At 74.7% G+C, this 20,273-nt stretch carries 17 protein-coding genes and 1 pseudogene; 9 read left to right on the top strand and 9 right to left on the bottom strand.

Going from position 1 to position 20,273, the window contains the following annotated elements; genetic code table 11:
- Positions 1-38: 38 nt before the first annotated feature.
- Together J5O08_RS11400 and J5O08_RS11395 are read right to left on the bottom strand one after the other, a co-directional pair.
- On the bottom strand, positions 39-464 hold the full coding sequence (locus tag J5O08_RS11400; protein ID WP_218706985.1) for a hypothetical protein: 426 nt from the start codon (positions 462-464) through the stop codon (positions 39-41).
- Between the two features lie 90 nt (positions 465-554).
- Entirely contained in the window at positions 555-2,951 is a 2,397-nt protein-coding gene (locus tag J5O08_RS11395) for a glycoside hydrolase family 3 N-terminal domain-containing protein (RefSeq protein WP_218706983.1), read from the bottom strand.
- Positions 2,952-3,429: 478 nt separating this feature from the next.
- Here J5O08_RS11395 and glf point away from each other — a divergent pair, with 478 nt between their 5' ends.
- Complete coding sequence (gene glf, locus J5O08_RS11390; protein WP_218706982.1) at positions 3,430-4,614, top strand: UDP-galactopyranose mutase; 1,185 nt, start codon at positions 3,430-3,432, stop codon at positions 4,612-4,614.
- Positions 4,615-4,636: 22 nt separating this feature from the next.
- On the opposite strand, the gene J5O08_RS11385 is transcribed toward glf, so the two are convergent.
- The 3 genes from J5O08_RS11385 to J5O08_RS11375 all read right to left on the bottom strand — a co-directional run bounded on the left by J5O08_RS11385 (position 4,637) and on the right by J5O08_RS11375 (position 7,708).
- Positions 4,637-5,980, bottom strand: coding sequence for an ATP-binding protein (locus J5O08_RS11385; RefSeq protein WP_218706981.1), 1,344 nt, complete (start codon positions 5,978-5,980; stop codon positions 4,637-4,639).
- Positions 5,981-5,982: 2 nt separating this feature from the next.
- Positions 5,983-6,696, bottom strand: coding sequence for a LytTR family DNA-binding domain-containing protein (locus J5O08_RS11380; RefSeq protein WP_210417376.1), 714 nt, complete (start codon positions 6,694-6,696; stop codon positions 5,983-5,985).
- A gap of 277 nt (positions 6,697-6,973) precedes the next feature.
- Entirely contained in the window at positions 6,974-7,708 is a 735-nt protein-coding gene (locus tag J5O08_RS11375) for an alpha/beta fold hydrolase (RefSeq protein WP_218706980.1), read from the bottom strand.
- Positions 7,709-7,854: 146 nt separating this feature from the next.
- Between J5O08_RS11375 and J5O08_RS11370 the strand changes: the two genes are divergently transcribed.
- A complete protein-coding gene (locus J5O08_RS11370; RefSeq protein WP_218706979.1) occupies positions 7,855-8,886 on the top strand; it encodes an NAD(P)-dependent alcohol dehydrogenase in 1,032 nt (343 codons plus the stop codon).
- Between the two features lie 131 nt (positions 8,887-9,017).
- Here J5O08_RS11370 and J5O08_RS11365 read toward each other — a convergent pair whose 3' ends face one another.
- Positions 9,018-9,287 (bottom strand): acylphosphatase, encoded by a 270-nt coding sequence (locus J5O08_RS11365; RefSeq protein ID WP_218706978.1) that lies wholly within the window; start codon positions 9,285-9,287, stop codon positions 9,018-9,020.
- Between the two features lie 53 nt (positions 9,288-9,340).
- Between J5O08_RS11365 and J5O08_RS11360 the strand changes: the two genes are divergently transcribed.
- Positions 9,341-9,763, top strand: coding sequence for a DoxX family protein (locus J5O08_RS11360; protein WP_308281567.1), 423 nt, complete (start codon positions 9,341-9,343; stop codon positions 9,761-9,763).
- Between the two features lie 68 nt (positions 9,764-9,831).
- Here the strand turns inward: J5O08_RS11360 and J5O08_RS11355 are convergent, their stop codons facing one another.
- Positions 9,832-11,226 carry an FAD-binding oxidoreductase gene (locus J5O08_RS11355; RefSeq protein ID WP_218706977.1) on the bottom strand — a complete coding sequence of 465 codons (1,395 nt, stop codon included), beginning with the start codon at positions 11,224-11,226 and terminating at the stop codon, positions 9,832-9,834.
- Positions 11,227-11,363: 137 nt separating this feature from the next.
- Here J5O08_RS11355 and J5O08_RS11350 point away from each other — a divergent pair, with 137 nt between their 5' ends.
- Positions 11,364-12,491, top strand: coding sequence for a helix-turn-helix transcriptional regulator (locus J5O08_RS11350; protein ID WP_218706976.1), 1,128 nt, complete (start codon positions 11,364-11,366; stop codon positions 12,489-12,491).
- A gap of 22 nt (positions 12,492-12,513) precedes the next feature.
- Here the strand turns inward: J5O08_RS11350 and J5O08_RS11345 are convergent, their stop codons facing one another.
- Positions 12,514-12,942 carry a hypothetical protein gene (locus J5O08_RS11345; protein ID WP_218706975.1) on the bottom strand — a complete coding sequence of 143 codons (429 nt, stop codon included), beginning with the start codon at positions 12,940-12,942 and terminating at the stop codon, positions 12,514-12,516.
- A gap of 50 nt (positions 12,943-12,992) precedes the next feature.
- Positions 12,993-14,138, bottom strand: a complete 1,146-nt coding sequence (locus tag J5O08_RS21630) for a GNAT family N-acetyltransferase (protein ID WP_218706974.1) — start codon at positions 14,136-14,138, stop codon at positions 12,993-12,995.
- A gap of 330 nt (positions 14,139-14,468) precedes the next feature.
- On the opposite strand from J5O08_RS21630, the gene J5O08_RS11335 reads away from it, so the two are divergent.
- The 5 genes and pseudogenes from J5O08_RS11335 to J5O08_RS20960 all read left to right on the top strand — a co-directional run.
- Entirely contained in the window at positions 14,469-15,827 is a 1,359-nt protein-coding gene (locus J5O08_RS11335) for a transcriptional regulator (protein ID WP_308281565.1), read from the top strand.
- Between the two features lie 153 nt (positions 15,828-15,980).
- The gene (locus J5O08_RS11330; protein ID WP_218706973.1) at positions 15,981-17,504 is read left to right on the top strand and encodes an aldehyde dehydrogenase family protein; all 1,524 of its coding nucleotides are present in this window, start codon (positions 15,981-15,983) and stop codon (positions 17,502-17,504) included.
- A 53-nt stretch (positions 17,505-17,557) separates the two neighbouring features.
- Positions 17,558-17,953, top strand: a complete 396-nt coding sequence (locus J5O08_RS11325) for a DUF779 domain-containing protein (protein WP_217616511.1) — start codon at positions 17,558-17,560, stop codon at positions 17,951-17,953.
- Positions 17,954-18,144: 191 nt separating this feature from the next.
- Positions 18,145-19,746 carry a flotillin family protein gene (locus tag J5O08_RS11320; RefSeq protein WP_218706972.1) on the top strand — a complete coding sequence of 534 codons (1,602 nt, stop codon included), beginning with the start codon at positions 18,145-18,147 and terminating at the stop codon, positions 19,744-19,746.
- Positions 19,747-19,977: 231 nt separating this feature from the next.
- Positions 19,978-20,109 (top strand): annotated as a pseudogene (locus J5O08_RS20960) (DivIVA domain-containing protein); the annotation flags it as partial.
- Positions 20,110-20,273 lie beyond the last annotated feature (164 nt).

The following is a 20,273-nucleotide window of genomic DNA, read 5'->3' as shown; positions in this document are numbered from 1 at the left end:
CGGCCCCGGTGACGGGGCCCGACGGGCCGGGCGGAGGACTACTCCGTCACCTCGGTGATGGTGCCGTCCTGGTCGATCTGCCAGGTCTGGCCGGTCTCGGCCGAGTCCCCGTCGATCGTGTACTTGCCGCCGTCGATGTTGACGGTCCCCTGGATGCGGGACGCCGCCTCCGAGAAGGTGTAGGGCACCACGAGCAGGCCGTACTTCACGGTCGGCGCCGAGACGTCGCTCGCGAGCATGATCTGGGCCCAGGAGTCGTCCTCGGCCAGCGCGTCGGCGACGGCGGTGCGGGCGTTCTCCAGGTCCTCCGCGATGTCCGACTCGGACGCCGCCTGCTCGCCCGAGGACGAGTCGTTGCTGCTGCTGCTGCCGCCGTCGTCGCTGCCGCAGGCGGTGAGGCCGAAGACGCCGGTGAGGGCGACGACGACGCCGAGGGCGGAGGTCAGGGCCTTGTTGCGCTTCACTTCTGTGCTCCTTGGTGGGTGCTGGCCGCGGGCCCACCCCGCGGCCGGGTCCGCCTGACGGCGGGGCCGCCTGCGCGGGCGGTGGGTGCGTCAGCCCTCGATCGGGCCCGCGTAGTTGAGGCCGAAGCCGAACGCGTAGGAGTTGCCGGCCGCGTCGACGTACGGCTCGGTGTCCTCCTGGACGTCCTCCAGCTGCTTCTCGACCGCGTCCATGGAGGCCGGGAAGCCGATCGGCAGGCGGCCCTGGGGCTCGTTGAGGCCGATCGCGGTCTCGATGAGCGCCTGGTCGCTGACCCCGAAGCCGACGAGGATCGCGTCGGACTTCGCCTCGAACTCGGCCGGGACGGTCGGGTTCTTGGCCTTGAGGACGGTGATGACCGGGATGTCCTTGCCGGACGCCTCGACGGCGGCCACGGCGCGCTCGAACGCGTCGAGGTCCGACTCGTTCGACGTGCGCGAGGTGTTGCCGAAGTAGGACCGGTTCTCCTGCGTGCCGTCGGCCAGGAGGTCGCCGGAGATCGAGACCTTCCGGACGTTCTCGCCGTCCGCGGTGTACGGGCGGTACTGCAGGGAGAGCGGGTACCACTCACCGGTGGTCTCGTCGTGGCCGGAGTTGGCGAACACGGCGCCCGAGCTCGGGCTGTCCATGCCGACCAGCACGAGGTCCACGTCGGACAGGTCCGGGGCGGTGTAGCTCGTGACCTTGCCGTCCGCGTCCTCGACGGCCTCGTCGGTGACGACCTTCGCGAAGTAGTCCTCCGCGATCTCGACCGTCAGGCCGGGGCCCTCGGAGTACTCGCCCGGGCCGAACAGGCCGGCCTGGCCGGTGTCGAAGTTGCGGGGGATGTACACGGTCTTGTCGGCCCAGTCGCCCGCCTCGGCGGCGGCGATGGTGTCGGCGTCGTTCTTCAGCATCACGACCGAGTCGAGCTGCGCCTGGTAGCCGGCGTCCATCTTGTCCTGGCTCGCGACGACGTCCGTCGACTCGTCCAGGTCCAGGTAGGCGCTCTCGTACAGGCCCGGCTGGAACAGCATGTTGAGGATCCGGGTGCCCGACTCCTCGAAGCGGGTCTGCGCGTCGACGTCGTTCTCGCCGGCCTCGAAGTCGGCCTGCCACATGTCGTACGCCGCGAGCACGGGCTCGACCGCGTTGTTGCCGCCGAACATGTCGACGCCGTTCTTCAGGATCGCGTAGTGCCGGTCCTCGACGGTCATGTCGTCGGCGCCCCAGGAGGTGCCGATCATCGCGTCGGGGTCGGTGCTGCCGCCCGCGGTCACGGCCCAGTCGGTCACGACCACGCCGGTGAAGTTCTCCCGCAGCAGGCCGGTGCGGTACGAGTCGTACGCGCTGCCCATGCGGTCGCCGCCGCCGAGCGGCTGGCCCTCGCCGTCCAGGGCGATGGAGTAGGCGGTCATCACCGCGGCCGCGTCCATCGCGCCCAGGAACACCTCGGCGTGCGCGTCGAAGTTGTCGCCCGGGTAGACGCCGTACTTGCCGGCCTCGGTGTGCGACTCGCGACCGCCCTCGCCCGGGCCGTCGCCGGCCCAGTGCTTGATCATCGCGTTGACCGACTCGTCGCCCCAGCCGTCCTCGCCCGGCGTCGTCTGGAAGCCGTCGACGTAGGCCGTCGCCATGGCGGACGCCAGCTCGACGTTCTCGCCGAACGTGCCGTCGACGCGCAGCCAGCGCGGGTCGGTCGCCAGGTCGATCTGCGGGCTGAGCGCGGTGCCGATGCCCAGCGCGCGGTACTCGGCGGAGACCGCCTCGGCGAAGGTCGTCATCGTCTCGGTGTCGAACGTCGCGGCCAGGCCCAGGTGAGACGGCCAGCGCGAGATGTCGCCGGACGCGTTGTAGTTGCCGCCGGACTCCGCCGTCGAGCGCGGGTCGGAGGAGAAGTTCACGGGGACGTACGGCTCGTCCTCGGTCGCCAGCTCCTCGGCGTACTCCTGGAGCTGGTTCGACCAGGTGACGTTGGCCTCGACGTCGTTCGGGCCCGCGTTGAGCACGTTGCGGAGCCGCGACTCCGACATGTACTCCTTCTGCGCGTCGGTCAGGCCGTCCGCGGGGGAGCGCTCGTGCGAGCTGAACAGCATGAGGCCGGCGATCTGCTCCTTGGACAGGTGCTGCGCCAGGTCCGCCGCGCGGTCCTCCGACGACTCGCGCCAGTCCTCCCAGACGTCGAGCTCGCCGTTGCCGTTCATGTCCTTGAAGGCGTACTCCTTGCCGTCGATCTCCTCGGTGAGGAGCTCGACGCCGCTGTCCTTGCCGTAGGACAGCACGGGTCCGTCGCCCGGGTTCGTGACGACGACGAACTCGGTCTTGCCGTCGGTCACCTCCCGGGTGGTGAAGGAGTCGCCCGCTTGGGTGTCCTCGTCCGACGAGGAGGGGGAGCACGCCGTGAGGGCGAACAGGGCGAGACCCGCCACCGCCGCCGCACCCTTGACGTACCCGCCGTTGCGCCGTCGCACCGTGATGGTTGTCTTCATCGACCTTCCTTGTCATCTCGCGGCTCTGCTCGCGCGCCGCCGGCGCCGCGCCCTCGTCGGGCGGTGCCGGCGTCCCGTGTGCGCGCCACAGCGCACCTGGAGAACCGATCGCGACCCGTGACTCGACGTCCTCGTCCTGCGGTCGCGGGCCCCAGTCGACCAGCGCGACGGGGCCGCGGGACCGGGGCGTCGAAAGACTGTCGGTTCGGGAGCACAAACGGTCAGCAAGGTCACAGGGGGATCACGGAGCGGTCTCGGGACGGGGTGCATCCGGGGCGGTGGGCCGGGCGTCGGCCGGGTGCCGGCCCGACCCGGTCGCCGGGCGCCGCGACCCCGTCACGTGCACGATCTGTCGATTCCGGTGCACAACCTGCACGGGTCGTCGGCCGTCGCCACGGGGCCCTCGCGCGCGCCCTACACTCGGGGCGCTCGCCCCGCCACCCGGCCGCACCGCGGCCCCGTCCCCCGAGGAACCCGCATGGACCTGCTCGTCGTCGGCGCCGGGCTGTTCGGCCTGACGGTCGCCGAGCGCGCGGCCGAGGCCGGCCTGTCGGTCACCGTCATCGACCGGCGGGACCACCTGGGGGGCAACGCCTGGAGCAGCGTCGACGCGGAGACCGGCATCGAGGTGCACCGGTACGGGTCGCACATCTTCCACACGTCGAACGAGCGGGTCTGGGACTACGTCCGGCGGTTCACCGCGTTCACCGGCTACCGGCACCGGGTCTACTCCACGCACGCGGGCACCGTGTACCCGCTGCCGATCAACCTCGGGACGCTCAACCAGTTCTTCGGCACCGCGATGGGGCCGGAGGCGGCGCGGGCGCTCGTCGCGGAGCAGGCCGCCGAGGGTCTGGCGGGCGGCGTCCCGACGAACCTCGAGGACAAGGCGATCTCGCTGATCGGGCGGCCGCTGTACGAGGCGTTCATCCGCGACTACACCGCGAAGCAGTGGCAGACCGACCCCCGCGAGCTGCCCGCGTCCGTCATCGCCCGGCTGCCCGTCCGGTACACCTACGAGAACCGGTACTTCGCCGACACCTACGAGGGGCTGCCCGCCCACGGCTACGGCCCGTGGTTCGAGGCGATGGCCGCGCACCCGCGGATCGACGTGCGGCTGGGCACCGACTTCTTCGACGCGTCCCAGCCGTTCAGCCGGTCCGCCGTGCGCGGGCAGGTGCCCGTGGTCTACACCGGGCCGGTGGACCGGTACTTCGACGAGCACGCCGGGCCGCTCGGCTGGCGCACGCTCGACCTGGAGACCGAGGTGCTGCCCGTCCGCGACTTCCAGGGCACCAGCGTCATGAACTACGCCGACCTCGACGTCCCGCACACCCGGGTGCACGAGTTCCGGCACTACCACCCGGAGCGCGAGGACCGGCACGCGCAGGACCGCACCGTGATCATGCGCGAGCGGTCCCGGTTCGCCCTGCCCGGCGACGAGCCGTACTACCCCGTCGCCACCCCGCAGGACCGGGAGCGGCTGCGCGCCTACCGCGACCTCGCCGAGGACGAGCCCGACGTGCACTTCGGCGGGCGGCTCGGGTCGTACCTGTACCTCGACATGCACATGGCGATCGCGTCGGCGCTGTCGCTGTGGACGAGCGGGGCCGTGCTGGAGCGGTCGGCGCCGGCGCTGGCGGCGCGGGTGGCGCTGGGCTGAGCCCGGCGGCCCCCGCGGCGCGTCAGCGCGCGAGCGCGCCGGGGTCGTCGGTGCGGCTGGTCGCCGGGACCGGCAGCAGGATCCGCAGCGCGAACCAGCTGTCGTCCGCGCTCACGGTCATCGAGCCGCCGTACTTCTCCGCCGTGTGCCGGATCGACTTCAGCCCGTACCCGTGCCGGTCGCGGTCGGCCCGCCGGGTGACGATGGCGCCGTCCTCGGTCCGCAGCGTCCCCGAGAAGTAGTTCTCGAACGTCGCGAGCACGAAGCCACCGGTGGCGTACAGCGCGACCTTGACCAGCCGCTTCTCCGGCTCCGGCACCGCCATCACCGCGTCGATCGCGTTGTCCAGGGCGTTGCCGAACACCGCGGAGACGTCCATCGCCGACATGAAGTCGATGGTCGCGCCGTCCGCGACGTAGGTGAGGTCGACGCCCTTCTCGGCGCACTCCAGGCTCTTGGACGTGAGGATGACGTCGAGCACCCCGTTGCCGGTGCGCGCCTGCGCGGCGTACCCGGACACGCTGGCCTCCAGGTCGTCCAGGTAGGACGCCCGCTTGCCCTCGTCGCTCTCCGCGCGGAGGACCGCGATCTGGTGCTTGAGGTCGTGGTACTTCCGGTCGACGACCTCGATGCTGCGCTTCGACTGCAGGTACTGCTCGTGCTGGCGGCGCAGCATCTCGTCGACGGCCTTGACGTCCGCGCGCGCCCGGAGCTGGAGCCGCTGGCCCTGCTGCGCGTACAGCGCGACGAACCCGCACAGGTCCACCAGCGTGCGGATGTAGAAGATCTCCAGCCCCAGCCGGCCGCTGAACGGCGTGTTCGCGTTGAGGAAGCTGATGTTGCTCATGAAGAACGTCACCAGCGCGATCGCCACCGCCGAGGCGAGCTCGCCGAACGACACCTCGAGCGGCTGGGCGGGGCGGAAGTGCCGGGTCTCGATCAGGTACACCAGCACGAACGACGCCACGTACATGACCACGCCGAACGCCACCTGCCAGGCGACCCCGGGCCGGCCCTCGGGCAGGAAGAAGAAGCAGTGCATCTGCCAGTGCAGCGCCGCGACCAGCTCCGCGAGCACTAGCGCGCGGGCGGCGAAGTACCCCGCGTCCCGCGCCGACACCCGCGCGGCCGTGACGATGAACGTGTACATCGCCGCCACCGCGGCGGCCATGCCCAGCGACCACAGCGCGAGCGGCAGCTGGTCCGCGAGCTCCTGGACCGCGACCAGCACCCCGAGCGCGGCCGCGGCGACGAGCACGAGGCGGCGGACCGGGAGCCGCCGGCGGCGCAGCAGGACGTACAGCAGGCACGCCGCCCACTCCGCGATGCCCGTGAGGACCCGCGGGATGTCCGGGAGCGTCTCCATGATCACGCGTGCCGCGCCCCGAGGTAGTCGGTGAGCGCCGCGAGGAACGCCTTCTTCCGCGGGCGGCTGATCAGCAGGTCGTGCCCGCCGACCATCAGCGCGCTGCTGCCCTGCACGCCGAGCACGTGCCGCAGGTTCACCAGGTACCCGCTGTTGCTGCGGAAGAAGCTCTTGCCCTCGAGCTCCGCCTCCAGCGACTTCAGCGGGCCGACCACCGAGTACCGGCCGTCGACCGTGTGCACCGTGGTGCGGTGCTTGGCCGACTCCAGGAACACGATGTCGTCGGTCGCGACCCGCACCAGGCCGCCGTCGACGGTCAGCAGCAGGTAGTCGGCCGACCGGCGGCGCAGCCGCGCGATCGACCGCTTGATCTCCTGCGAGAACGCGAAGTACGGCACCGGCTTGAGGACGTAGCTCAGCGCGTCGACCTCGTAGCCCTTGATCGCGTACTGGGTCATGTTCGTGATGAACACGATGACGACGTCCCGGTCGACCTGGCGGATCTTCTCGGCGGCGCTGAACCCGTCGAGCTCGGGCATCTCGACGTCCAGCAGCAGGATGTCGAACACCGGCCGGTAGCCCGCGACGACCTGGGCGCCGTCGGCGAACCGGGTGACGTCGAACTGCTCGCCGTGGTCCCGCTCGTACCGACGCAGGTGGTCGAGGAGGAGCGCGGCGCTCGCCGCGTCGTCCTCGACGATGCCGATCCTGATCACGGTGCCGTTCTCCGGGGTCCGCCTGCCACGCCCGCGGCGACGCGGGCCCTTCCGCCCGTCCCGGAGCGGCGTGGCGTGCCGCGGTCCCCTGTCGCGGCCCGCGGCTCCGGCGGGTCGCGGCCGATGGTAGGTGACGCGCACCTGACGTGTCATCCACGCTGGCAGGAGGGTGAGACGAAGGGGTCCGGCTCGGCGATCCCGTCGACCGTGACTGGCGCCGAGTTCGCTGTGGCCGACTTTGCTATGGCCGACTTTAGTAAAGTCGGCCATAGCAAACTCACGTCGAGACGGCCATGGCCTCCTCGGCGTCGGCCTCGCCCTGGACCGCGGCGACGACGGCCGCCGCGAGGTCGTCCGGGCGGCTGAGCTGGGGCCAGTGGCCGGTCGGCAGCTCGACGACCGTCACGTCCCGGATGCGCGCGAGCTCGCGGACGTACGGGTGGTCCTTGGCCATGAGGTCGCGCAGCACCGCCTCGGGCATGGTCGAGGTGATGACCGTGACGGGGACCTCGTACCGGCGCTCGTCGTGCAGGCGCTGCGGGCCGTTGGCCACGAGCGGCGGGACGGAGAGCGCGCGGGCGCGGAAGTCGGCGCGGATCTCGTCCGTCAGCCCCTCCAGCTCCTCCTCCTCGAACACGCCCCAGTCCGGCAGCGGCACGACGCCGTCGACCACCGGCAGCTCGTCGTTGACGACGCCGCCCTCGCCGAGCGGGCCGCTGTCGACGTAGACCACCTGCTCGACGCGGTCGGGCCGCAGGTCGGCCACGGCGTGCGCGACGGCGCCGCCACCGCTGTGGCCGACGACCACGAACGGGCCGTCCATGCCGTCGATCAGCTCCGCGACCGCGCGCGCCTGGTCGGCGATCGTGATGCCCGCGACCTCGTCCGCCGCGCCGCCGGCGCCCAGCGGTGTGACGGGGTGCGGGGTGTGCCCGGCGGCCTCCAGGGCCGCGGAGACCGGCGCCCACGAGGACGCGTCGAGCCAGAAACCCGGGATCAGGACGACGTTCATGCTCCGACCGTAGACGTGACCTGTGACACACGCGACGGTGCGCGGGGTGCCGCGGATCTCGACCACTCGGTAGTTGATACTTCAAGCGTATGGTGGATGCACCTACCACGCACCCGGGGGTCGTCCCGGAGGAAGAGGTCGCTGCCATGAAGGCCCTGCAGTACCGCACGATCGGTGCCCGCCCCGAGCTCGTCGAGGTCGACAAGCCCACCCCCGGCCCGTCGGAGGTGCTGCTGCGCGTCACCGCCGCCGGCGCCTGCCACTCGGACGAGTTCATCATGGGCGCCTCCGCGGAGGACTACTCGTTCAAGCCGCTGCCGCTGACCCTGGGCCACGAGGTCGCCGGCGTCGTCGAGCAGGTCGGCGCGGGCGTGCACGGCGTCGAGGTCGGCGAGAGCGTCCTGGTGTACGGCCCGTGGGGCTGCGGCCGCTGCTACGCGTGCGCGTCGGGCGAGGAGCAGAACTGCGAGCAGGGCATGCGCGCGCCCGGCATCTTCACCGACGGCGGCATGGCCGAGTACATGGTCGTCGACGACGCCCGTCACCTCGTGCCGCTCGGTGACCTGGACCCGGTGCGCAACGTCTCGCTGACGGACGCCGGCCTCACCCCGTACCGCGCCGTGAAGTCCGCGCTCCCCCGCCTGACCCCGGGCACGACCGCCGTCGTCATCGGCTCGGGCGGCCTGGGCCACGTCGCGATCCAGATCCTCAAGGCGCTGACCCAGAGCACGGTCGTGGTCCTCGACGTCGCCGAGGACAAGCTCGCGTTCGCCCGCGAGGTCGGCGCGGACCACGCCTTCCTGTCGAACCCGGACGCGATCGAGTCGGTCAAGGGCCTGACCCGCGGGCTCGGCGCCGACGTCGTCCTCGACTTCGTCGGCATCCAGCCGACCGCCGACCTGGCCGGCGGCATGGTGCGCGTCGGCGGCGACGTCGTGGTCGTGGGCGTGGCGTCCGGCGCGGTGCGCATCGGCCAGACGACGGTGCCGCTCGACGTCAACGGCCGGGCCATCAACTGGGGCTCGCGCACGGAGCTGATGGAGGTCGTCGAGCTCGCGAAGCGCGGCGCGATCACGATCCACGTCGAGGAGTTCACGCTCGACCAGGCGCCGGAGGCGTACGAGCGGCTGCACGCCGGCCAGGTCCGCGGGCGCGCGGTGATCGTCCCGGGCGTCTGACGGCCTCGCTCGTCCGGCCCACCGCCGGGTTCGGTGCTCCCCGCCCGGTTCGGTGCTCGTGGGTACCGAACCCGGCGAGACGCACCGAACCGGCGGGGCCGGCGCCGGCGCCGGCAGGCCCCGGGCCGCGGTCAGCCGGCGATCGTGAAGGCCGTCGACCCCTCCGGGGGTGCGTCGTGCTCCTCCACGCGCGTCACGTCGGCGAACCGCGGACCCTCGCGCGCCCAAGCCGCGAGCGCCGCCACCGCGTCGGCGGACCCCTCGGCCAGCGCCTCGACGGTGCCGTCGGCGCGGTTCCGCACCCAGCCGGTGACGCCGAGCCGCCGGGCCTCCGCGGCCATCGAGGCCCGGTAGCCGACCCCCTGCACCTGTCCGTGCACCACCCAGCGCCGTGCGGTCATCGCCCCAGTCTGGCCCGGGTGCCCGCGGGCGCGCACGCGGCGAGGATGGGCGCGTGACCCGCAGCCTGCCGACCGCCGCCGCACCGGCCCCCGCCCGCCCGCTCACCCGCGGCGCCGGCGTCGTGGCCGCCGCGTTCCTGGTCTCGGGCGTGGTGCACCTGGTGCGGCCCCGCGTGTTCGAGCCGGCCGTGCCGCGCGCGCTCCCCCGCCCGCGCGACCTCGTGCTCGCGTCCGGCGTCGCGGAGCTCGCGTGCGCCGCGGGGCTGGCGCTCCCCGCCACCCGGCGCGTCGCGGGGCTTGCGAGCGCGGCGCTCCTCGCCGCCGTGTTCCCGGCGAACGTGCAGATGGCCGTCGACGGCGTGCGCGGGCTGGCCCGGCACCGGAGCCGCGGCGCCGCCGTGCGGGCGGGCGTCACGCTCGCCCGGCTGCCGCTGCAGTGGCCGCTGATCCGCTGGGCGGCGTCGGCGGGCCGCTGACCCCCGGACGCGCGGGCGCGCGGGCCGGCCCACCCCCCTGCCGGGGACCGGCCCGCGCGCCGCGCGCGTCAGGCGTCGACCGGGCGGTTGCCCCGGAAGATCCCCGCGGGGTCGACCGCGGCCTTGACCGCCCGCAGCCGGTCGACCGTCGCGGCCGGGTAGGCCCGCCGGATCGACTCGTCCCGGTCGAGGAACGTCAGCGGCGCCGTGCCCGTGCTCCACGGCGCGAACGTCGTGAACAGCTGGTCGAGCGCCGCGGACACCAGCGGCGCCAGGTCCGGGCTCGGCACGATCGTGAGGCCGGTGAGCAGGTAGGGCTCGTCGGCGGTGCCGGCCGCGGAGGGCACCCGCTCCCGGGCGAGGGCGCCGCCGACGTGCCGGAGCTGCGCCTGGAGCAGCGGGGTGCCGCTGCCCGCGCCGGCGACACGGAGCAGCTCGGCGGCCGCGTCGTCGTCGAAGCCGTGCAGCCGGGTGCCGGCGAGGACGGCCGGGACCGGGTCGACGGGCTCCTCCGCGAGCAGCCCCACCTCCCCCGGCGCCACCGCCCGGACGGTGTCCCGGAGCACCGGCCCGGCGGCGCGCAGCGGCGCGAGCAGCCGCTCGCAGGCCGCGGCGTCGCCCAGGTAGGTGGCGGTGACGACCGCGAGCGACTGCCCCCGCAGCTCCGCCGGGATGAACGGCGCGTCCGGCAGGTGCATCAGCGTGAACCAGGCGGTCAGCTCCTCCGGCGCGGACCGCGTGAGCTCGAGGAACGCGCGGAGCACCGGACCCGCGGCCTCAGCCGGGTAGCCGAGCAGGCCGCCGTGGATCCGCGGCGCCGGGTGCAGGTCCAGCTCGAGCGCGGTGACGAGCGCGAACTCCCCACCGCCCCCGCGCAGCGCCCAGAGGAGGTCCGCGTCCGCGGGGTCGTCCGACCGCACCCAGCGCAGCGCCCCGGAGGCGTCGACGACCTCGGCCGCGCGGATCGACTGGGCGCCGGGACCGTACGCGCGGCTGAACCAGGACAGCCCGCCGCTCAGGCTGTAGCCGACGACCGTGACGTCCGGGTTGGAGCCGATGAGCGCGGTCAGGCCGGTGCCGTCGAGCGCCGCCTGCAGGTCGCCCCACTTCACCCCGGCGCCGACCCGGGCGACGCGGGCGTCCGCGTCCACCCAGATGTCGCCGAGGGCGGCGGTCCGCACGACGACGGTGCCGTCGAGGGCCCTGCTCGCGCCGTGGCCGTTGGGCTGGGCGCTGACCGTGACGCCGTGGCGCGCGGCCCAGCGCACGGTGGCCGCGACGTCGGACGCGTCCGCGGCGACGACGAGGGCGAGCGGCTGCTGGTCGACCAGCCGGTTCCACGGCAGGCGTGCGACGTCCCACTCCGGGTCGCCGGGATCGAGCACGGCGCCGGTGACGGCGGCGCGGAGCTCGTCGAGGAGCGTGGTGCCGAGCGGCTCGGGGGCCGTGATCTCCGTGACCATGCCGACGAGCGTCCCGGCGCCGGGACGGCCGCGGTATCCCAGGAACCTGGGTGGTCGCGACCCCGTCCTCCCACGCACGGTCCCCGCCGGGAAAATGGGGCTTTCCGGACGATCCGGACTGGAGCACCATCGGGGGCATGACGACGCTCCGCACGGAGCCCGTGCAGCGCGGGCTCGAGGCGCTGGCCCGCTCCGGGCTGGGGTGGCGCGCGTTCGCCGTGGAGGCGACCGAGCTGCTCGGCGCGGCCGTGCCGTTCGACGCCGCGTGCATCGGCCCGGTCGACCCAGACACCGGCCTGCTGACCGGGTCCGTCAAGCGGAACCTCGGCGACGAGATGGACGCCGAGTTCCTCCGGCACGAGTACGTGACCGACGAGGTCAACCTGTTCCTCGCGCTCGCGCGGCGGGAGCACCCCGTGGGCATCCTCGCGGAGGACACCGGGGGCGACCCGCGGCGGAGCAGCCGGCACCGCGAGGTGTTCGTCCCGCACTGGGCGCTCGACCACGAGATGCGCGCCGCCGCGCTGGCCGACGGCACCCCGTGGGCGGCGGTCGCCCTGTACCGCAGCGGTGCCGCGGGCGGGTTCAGCCCGGCGGAGGCGGCGTTCCTCGCGCGGATGGCGCCGGCGATCGCACTCGGGGTGCGCGCCGGCCTGGTGACGGCGGTGGTGGCGGGTGCCGCCGACGAGCGTGCCACTCCCATCCTCGGGCCCGCGGTGCTCGTGGTCGAGGCGGACGACTCCGTGAGCCGGCTCAGCCCCGCCGCGGAGGTGCGGCTGGCGGAGCTCGGCGGTGCCGGCTGGGGCGCGCTGCCCAACCCCGTCGCGGCGATCACCGCCGCGGCGCGCGCGCTGGCCGCCGGGCGGCTGGGCACCGTCCCGCGCCTGCGGGTGCGCACCCCGGCGGGCGAGTGGCTGGTCGTGCACGCCGCGCCGCTCAGCGGGCCGGACGGCCGGCCCCGGCAGGTCGTCGTGACGATCGAAGAGGCCCGGCCGCCGGAGATCGTGCCGCTCGTCGTCGCCGCGCTCGGGCTGACCGGCCGGGAGCAGGAGGTCGTGGCGGGGGTGCTGCAGGGCGAGAGCACGCAGGAGATCAGCCGCGCGCTGCACCTGTCGCCGTGGACGGTGCAGGACCACCTCAAGGCGGTGTTCGAGAAGGCGGGCGTCGGCAGCCGGCGGGAGCTCGTCGCGCGGGTGTTCTTCGACCACTACGCCCAGCGGCTCAGCGACCGGATCGCGCCGGGCGGGTTCTTCGCCGGGGCGTGAGGGCGGCGCGTGCGGCGCGGCGTCAGACCCCGTCGCGCCGCAGCGGGACGCCGAGGATCGTCGGCTGCGGCTCGGGCAGCGTGTCCAGGCCGCCGGGCACCGGCGGCAGCCCGCCCTCGGGCTCGGGGCCGACCCACACCCGCCGCAGCCCGCCGTCCCGGACGACCCGCCCCGGTGCCACGAGGTGCGCGCGGCGGCCGGCCGCCGCCACCTGCGCCCGCAGCCCGTCGGCGTACGCGGCGGGCACGAAGCCGACCACCCGGTTCCGGCACAGCACGACGACCGCGTCGTCCCGGCCCGCCTCGAAGGCGACGTCGACCGGCACCGGCGCGTCGGCGGCGCGCTCGACGGCCGACAGCACGCCCACCAGCGCGACCTGGAGCGCGCGGGCCTCGGCGGCGTGGAAGCCGGCGGGCAGGTCGGCGGCGACCGTGGGGCGGCGGAGTCTCACCCGCCCAGCGTCCCACGCGCGCTCCCGCGGTCGGGCCGGCGCGCCCGGCGTCAGTCCGGCACCAGCCCCAGGCGGCGCGCCGCGGGGACCGCGCGCAGCACGCCGCGCGCCGCCGGGCCGCCGGTCGCGACGAGCACGTCGACGTGCGTGCGGGTCGCCGGGAAGATCCGCGCGCCGGTCGCGTACCGGGAGTCGAACGCCGGGTCGAAGAACGGGGCGTCGGTGGTGGCGAGCAGGTAGGTCATGTTCGCCACCCGCCCGATCGACCCCGGGCTGTACCGCCGGTGCGCCTCGGCGTAGGCGTCGAGGAACCCGAACCAGGCCGAGCCCGACCGCAGGGCGTACCCGGTCCACAGCGTCGTCCCGCCGCCGGCGAGCCGGACGACCCGGAGGTCCTTGTCCCGCCGGAACGCGCCGACGACCGCACGGAACCAGCGCTCGGCGACGGGGTCCAGCGCCAGCGCGGCACCGCCCCGCCCGGAGTCCCCCTTCCAGCCGGCCGCCTGCAGCGCGAGGAAGTCGTCGTCGGCCCGCGGGTCGTCCGTCACGTCGTGCAGCTCCAGCGGGCCGCCGGTCTCGCGGGCGAGCCCGCGCACGCCGCGGCGCATGTTCCGGCGCTCGTCCGTCGCCATGTGCTCCCAGGCGAGCGGCGGGTCGACCAGCGGACCCGGGCCCTCGGGCACCTCCGGCACCACCACGCCCGCGCGCGGCGCGAACGCGGCGACCACCCGCCGGCGCTCCAGCACCGGCGTGCCGTCGGCCGCCGCGATCTCGGCGAGCGCCCGCTCGACCGCCCCGCCCAGCGGCAGGTGCTGCAGCTGGAGCAGCCCCGGGAGCCCCGCCGACCGCGCCCCGCGGAGCAGCGCGCGGAGCGACTCGACCTCGCGCCCGGCGCGGAGCAGCGGGTGGTGCCGGTCGGCGTGGCCGGTCATGAACGCCCCGCCCGTCGTCGCCGCGCGCAGCGGGAGCCGCGGCGCGAACGGCTTGGTCGTCACCGCGAGCGCCGCCAGCCACTCGGGGCCGTCGTCGACGACGAGCAGCCGGAGGTCCGCCGCCGCCCGCCCGCGGTCGCGCGCCGGCAGCAGGAACCGCGGGTCGAGGTAGACGTTCGGCTCGGCGGCGTGGTCGGCCAGGCGGTGCCAGGCCTCCTCCTCCGCGTCCGTCACGTCGGCGAGCGCGAGCAGCCGGGTCCGCACGATGTCCTCCCCCTGGCACGCCCGGTCCTGACGTGTCCGAGCGCGAGCGTAGGGGCGCGTTTGTCCCGTTTTGGGGGGTTTCCCGGGTGATCCGAATGGCGACCGACCGGCTGGGATCGGCGTCGCCGCGGGCCGCGGGACGGGCGCCGGACGCGACCGCGCTGCTCACCGGGCACGGCGGGGCCGGGCGGCCGCGGGCGGCTGCGGACCGGCGGCGAGTGCGGTCCCCCGAACGGCGGACACCCGGTCGGAGCAGCGCCGCACGACCTGGCGCCGCCGCGCCGTGCGGGCCACACTGGCCCCGCGACGACGACGTCGAGGGGGTGGGCCGTGCCGGGCGAGGAACCTGACCTGCTCCGCCCGGGCGCGCGGTCCCTCGCGGGCGGCCGCGCCCTGCACGCCGCGCACGAGCGGTTCCTCAGCACCGGGACCGTCACCGGGGTCCGGGCCGTGGTCGCCGACTCGTGGCGGCGCAGCCTGCGCAGCGGCGTCGACCCCGAGCGCCCGGCGCCGCCCGTGGCGCTCACCGACGCCGACCTGCGGTCCTACCGGTCCGAGCACCCGCTGCAGCACGCGCTGCCGGTGGTGCGCGGGCTGCTCCTCGACGCCGCGGTCACCGAGGGGTTCCTGGTCGCGCTGACCGACGCGGACGGCCGGCTGCTCTGGGTCGCGGGCGACGCGCGCGTGCGGCGGGCGGTCGAGGGGGTCGGGTTCGTCGAGGGCGCGGCGTGGGACGAGGCGCACGCGGGGACCAACGCCCCTGGCACGGCCCTCGCCACCGGGCACGACGTCCAGGTGCTCGGCGCGGAGCACTTCACGCGGGCCGTCCAGCCGTGGAGCTGCACCGCCGCGGTGCTGCGGGACCCGGCCGGCCGGGCGCTCGGCGCGCTCGACGTCACCGGTCGGGACGCGGCGGCGTCGGCGCTGATGCTCTCGCTGGTGCGGGCCACCGCCGCGGCCGTGGAGGCGGACCTGCGGGCCCGGGCCCTCGCGCGCGGGCCGGGACCGGCGGGAGGGACCGGGTGGCCGGGACCGTCAGTGGTCGCGGGGTGGCCGGTCGGGGGTCCCGCGGCGCCCACCACCGCCCGGCTCGAGGTGCTCCGCCCCGGCTCCGGCGTGCTGCACACCCCCGGCGCCCCCGCCCGCGACCTGTCGCTCCGGCACGCCGAGCTGCTGCTCCTGCTCGCCGAGCATCCGCGCGGGCTGCACGCCGACGAGCTCGCCGTCCTGCTGCACCCCGACGCCATGTCGGACGTCGCGGTGCGCGCGGAGGTGTCCCGGCTCCGCCGCGTCGCCGGGCCGCTCGTCGACCGGTCGCGGCCGTACCGGCTCGCCGACCCGCTCGGCACCGACGTCGCGGGCGTCCGGGAGGCGCTGGTCGCGGGCGATGTGCGGGCCGCCCTCGACCGGTACGCCGGGCCGGTGCTGCCCCGGTCGCGCGCGCCGGGCGTCGAGCAGGTGCGGGACGCCCTGGCCTCCGACGTGCGGGCCGCAGTGCTGCACGCGACCGACCCGGTCGTGCTGGAGCGCTGGCTCGACCGCGAGGAGGGCGGGGAGGACTGGCAGGCGTGGGAGCGGCTCGTCGCCGTGACGCCGCCCGGCTCCGCGGCGCACGCCCGCGCGGCCGGGCGCCTCGACCTTCTGGTGCGCCGGCTGGGCGCGGGGCCGGCGCGGCACCCCTGGCGGTGACGGGACGCGGGCCCGCGCCGGGCGCGCCACCTGCGGTGCAACGCACCTGCAACCGTCGCCGACCTAGCGTCCGGGGCACGCGCCGCAACGAGGCGGCGCGCCCGGCCGCGACCCCACCCCGGGACGGCCGGTCAGCCTGCACGGAGGGCGCACATGACCGTCTACGCAGCGCCGGGGCAGCCCGGCAGCCCCGCCACCTACCGCGAGCGCTACGACCACTGGATCGGCGGCGAGTTCGTCGCCCCCGCGTCCGGCCGCTACTTCGAGAACCCGTCGCCGGTGACGGGCCGCACCTTCACCGAGGTCGCCCGCGGCGACGCCGCCGACATCGACCGCGCGCTGGACGCCGCGCACGGCGCCGCCCGGTCCTGGGGCCGGACGTCCGCGACCGAGCGGGCGGTCATCCTCAACAAGATCGCCGACCGGATCGAGGAGAACCTCGAGATGCTGGCGGTCGCCGAGACCTGGGAGAACGGCAAGCCGGTCCGCGAGACGCTGGCCGCCGACCTGCCGCTGGCCGTGGACCACTTCCGGTACTTCGCCGGGGCCGTCCGCGCGCAGGAGGGCTCGATCTCCGAGATCGACGCCGACACCATCGCGTACCACTTCCACGAGCCGCTGGGCGTCGTCGGGCAGATCATCCCGTGGAACTTCCCGCTGCTCATGGCGACCTGGAAGCTCGCGCCCGCGCTGGCCGCGGGGAACGCCGTCGTGATGAAGCCGGCCGAGCAGACCCCCGCGTCGATCCTGCTGCTGATGGAGCTGATCGCCGACCTGCTGCCCCCGGGCGTCGTCAACGTGGTCAACGGGTTCGGCGTCGAGGCGGGCAAGCCGCTGGCGTCCAGCCCGCGGATCCGGAAGATCGCGTTCACCGGCGAGACCACCACCGGGCGGCTGATCATGCAGTACGCCAGCCAGAACATCATCCCGGTGACCCTGGAGCTCGGCGGCAAGAGCCCGAACATCTTCTTCGAGGACGTCGCCCGCGCGAAGGACGACTACTACGACAAGGCGCTCGAGGGCTTCACGATGTTCGCCCTCAACCAGGGCGAGGTGTGCACCTGCCCGTCGCGCGCGCTCATCCAGGAGTCGATCTTCGACGGGTTCCTCGCCGACGCCATCGCCCGCACCGAGGCCGTCAAGCAGGGCAACCCGCTCGACACCGAGACGATGATCGGCGCGCAGGCGTCCAACGACCAGCTCGAGAAGATCCTGTCCTACATCGACATCGGCAAGGCCGAGGGCGCCAAGGTGCTCACGGGCGGGACGCGGGCCGAGCTCGACGGCGACCTCGCCGGCGGGTACTACGTGACGCCGACGATCTTCGAGGGCAAGAACTCCATGCGGATCTTCCAGGAGGAGATCTTCGGCCCGGTCGTCGCGGTGACGTCGTTCTCCGACTACTCGGACGCGATCCACACGGCCAACGACACCCTGTACGGCCTGGGCGCGGGCGTGTGGTCCCGGGAGTCGGCGATCGCCTACCGCGCGGGCCGGGACATCGAGGCCGGCCGCGTGTGGACGAACTGCTACCACGCGTACCCCGCGGCGGCGGCGTTCGGCGGCTACAAGGGCTCGGGCGTCGGCCGCGAGAACCACAAGATGATGCTCGACCACTACCAGCAGACCAAGAACCTGCTGGTGTCCTACTCGGGCCAGAAGCTCGGGTTCTTCTGACCGGGACCCCGTGGGGCCCCGGACTCCCGGGGCCCCACGGGCAGGGAGGCACGATGAGCAGGGTCGACCACACCCCGGCCGCCGCCGACATGCTGCGCCGGCTCCGGGACCAGCACGGGGAGCTGATGTTCCACCAGTCCGGGGGCTGCTGCGACGGGTCGTCGCCGATGTGCTACCCCGCGGGCGAGTTCCTGACCGGCGACGCGGACGTGCACCTGGGCGACCTCGAGGTCGACGACGACTTCGCGGTGCCGGTGTGGATGAGCCGCAGCCAGTTCGCGTACTGGCGGCACACGCACCTGACGATCGACGTGGTGCCGGGCCGGGGCGCGGGCTTCTCGCTGGAGGCCCCGGAGGGCGTCCGCTTCCTGATCCGCAGCCGGCTGCTGACGGACGAGGAGTGGGCGGCCGACGACGCGGAGGCGGCGCTCCGGGTCGGGCCGGCGTAGCCGCGGGCGCGAGGTCGACGGTTCCGCGCGACACGCCGCGGCGACACACCGGGCACCGGCGCGGAACCATCGACCTCGGCGACGGCGGGGTGATGCGTCAGCGAAACGGCTGACCGCGGGCTGTGCGTCCCCTTAGGGTCGAGGCAGCCCACCCGACCGACCGGCCCTCGCGGCCGTGCCCGAGGAGTCCCATGGAGCTCGCAGGAACTGCCCTGATCGTCGTCCTGGTCGTCGTCGTCGTGATCGCGGTCGCGATCGTCGGCGCGATCTACGCCAAGGTCCGGTTCAAGATCGCCACGCCCGACGAGGCGCTGATCATCACCGGCCGCAAGAGCGGCAAGCCCGTCATCAACCCGGAGACGGGCGACGAGACCACCGACCTGTCCGGCCAGCGGGTCGTGATCGGCGGCGGCACGTTCGTCAAGCCGATCTTCGAGCAGGTCGTGCGGCTGTCGCTGGCGTCGCAGAGCTTCCCGGTCGCCGCCGAGGACGCCACCACGAAGTCGGGCGTCGGCGTGACGTTGCGGTCGATCGCGGTCGTCAAGGTCGGCGGCACCGAGCGCATGGTGCGCGCGGCCGCGCAGCGGTTCGCGGGCCGCAGCCAGGAGCAGGTCATCGAGCAGCAGACCTCCGAGGTCCTCGTCGGCGTGCTCCGCACGATCGCCGGCACGCTGACCGTCGAATCGATCCTCTACGAGCGCCAGGAGTTCTCGAAGGAGGTCAAGGACATCGCGGTGCCGATGCTGGCCGAGCGCGGCCTCATCCTGGAGAACTTCGAGATCCAGACCGTCGAGGACACGGGCGAGTACATCCGCAACCTCGGCCGCCCGCGCGCCGCGGCCGTCGCCCGTGACGCCGAGATCGCCGAGGCGCAGGCCCGGCAGGAGAGCACCGAGCGGTCGAACGAGGCCGCCGTGCAGATCGCCGAGTCGAACAAGGCGCTGGCGCTCCGCAACGCGACGATCGCCCAGGAGACCGCGACCGCCCAGGCCGACGCCGCCGCCGCGCAGGAGCGCGCGCAGGCCGAGGCGCAGCAGGAGGTCCTGGTCCAGCAGGAGCAGGTGGCGCTGCGCCGCGCTGCCCTGCGCGAGCAGGAGCTGCAGACCGAGGTCCGCAAGCCCGCCGAGGCCCGCAAGTACGAGGCGGCCCAGGAGGCCGACGCCCGCAAGTACGCCGCGGAGCAGGAGGCCGAGGCGTTCAAGACCTCGGCGATCCGCAAGGCCGAGGCCGAGGCGCAGCGCACCACCGCGCAGGCCGACGCCGAGGCGTCCGCCGCCCGCGCCCGCGCCGAGGCCGCGCTGATCGAGCAGCAGCGCCGCGCCGAGGGTGCGCTGGCGATCGCCCGGGCCGAGGCCGACGGGATCCAGGCGCGCGGTGAGGCCGAGGCCGCCGCCGAGCGCGCCCAGGGCGAGGCCCGCGCCGCCGCGATCAAGGCGGAGTCCGACGCGTACCAGGCGTTCCCGGAGTCCGCGCGGCTGCAGATGGTGCTCGACGCGCTGCCGAAGGTGGCCCAGCCGTACGCCGACGCGCTCGGGAAGATCGACGACATCACGATCATCGACAAGGACGGCGCCTCGCGGCTGCCCGGCCAGGTGTCGACGGGCGTGCAGGAGCTGGCGACGATGCTCAAGGCGCAGACGGGGATCGACCTGCTCGACCTGGTCCGCGGGCTCGGCGGCGGCTCGGCCCCGGCGGCGGGGCACGCCGTCCCGGCCCAGAGCCACGCGACCGTCGCCCCGGTGCACGCCCCGGCGGACCGGCCTGCCGCTGGCGCCGACGGCGCTGCGGACTGACGGGGCGCGGGGATGTCCTGGCTGACGAAGCTGCTCCGCGGCCCCGACGCGCCGATGCTCTCGGCGACGTCGGGGACCGCGGCCGGCAGCCGGGGTGGAGCCCCGCGCCGGGGGGCCGAGCTCACCGGTGCGCAGCTGCGCGCCCGGCTCGCGGCGACCCCGGTGACGAAGTTCCGCGAGGGCTACGACCAGGGCGAGGTCGAGGAGTTCGCCGAGCGCGCCGCGGCCGCGCTGGACGGGGCCGGCGGGTCGCTCGCGCCGGAGGACGTGCTGAACCAGCGGTTCCAGGCGACGAAGTTCCGCGAGGGCTACGACCAGGACGCGATCGACGACCTGCTCGACGAGGTGGTCGTCGCGCTCCGCGCCCGCGCCTGACCACCCCGCACGGCGCCGACCGCCCGCACCCGGCACCCCGGGGGCGGGCGGTTCGTCGTCGCGCGCCGGGACCGGGGTTCGGTGGAGCGTTCTGCCCGACACGCCCGGGGCGTGTCGGGCAGAACGCTCCACTCGACGCGGGTCGACGGGCC

It is taken from the genome of Cellulomonas sp. PS-H5 (assembly GCF_019265565.1).
GTDB lineage: Bacteria > Actinomycetota > Actinomycetes > Actinomycetales > Cellulomonadaceae > Cellulomonas.
The sequence above is the reverse complement of the archived record's forward strand: the minus strand, read 5'-3'. Positions and strand labels throughout refer to the sequence as shown.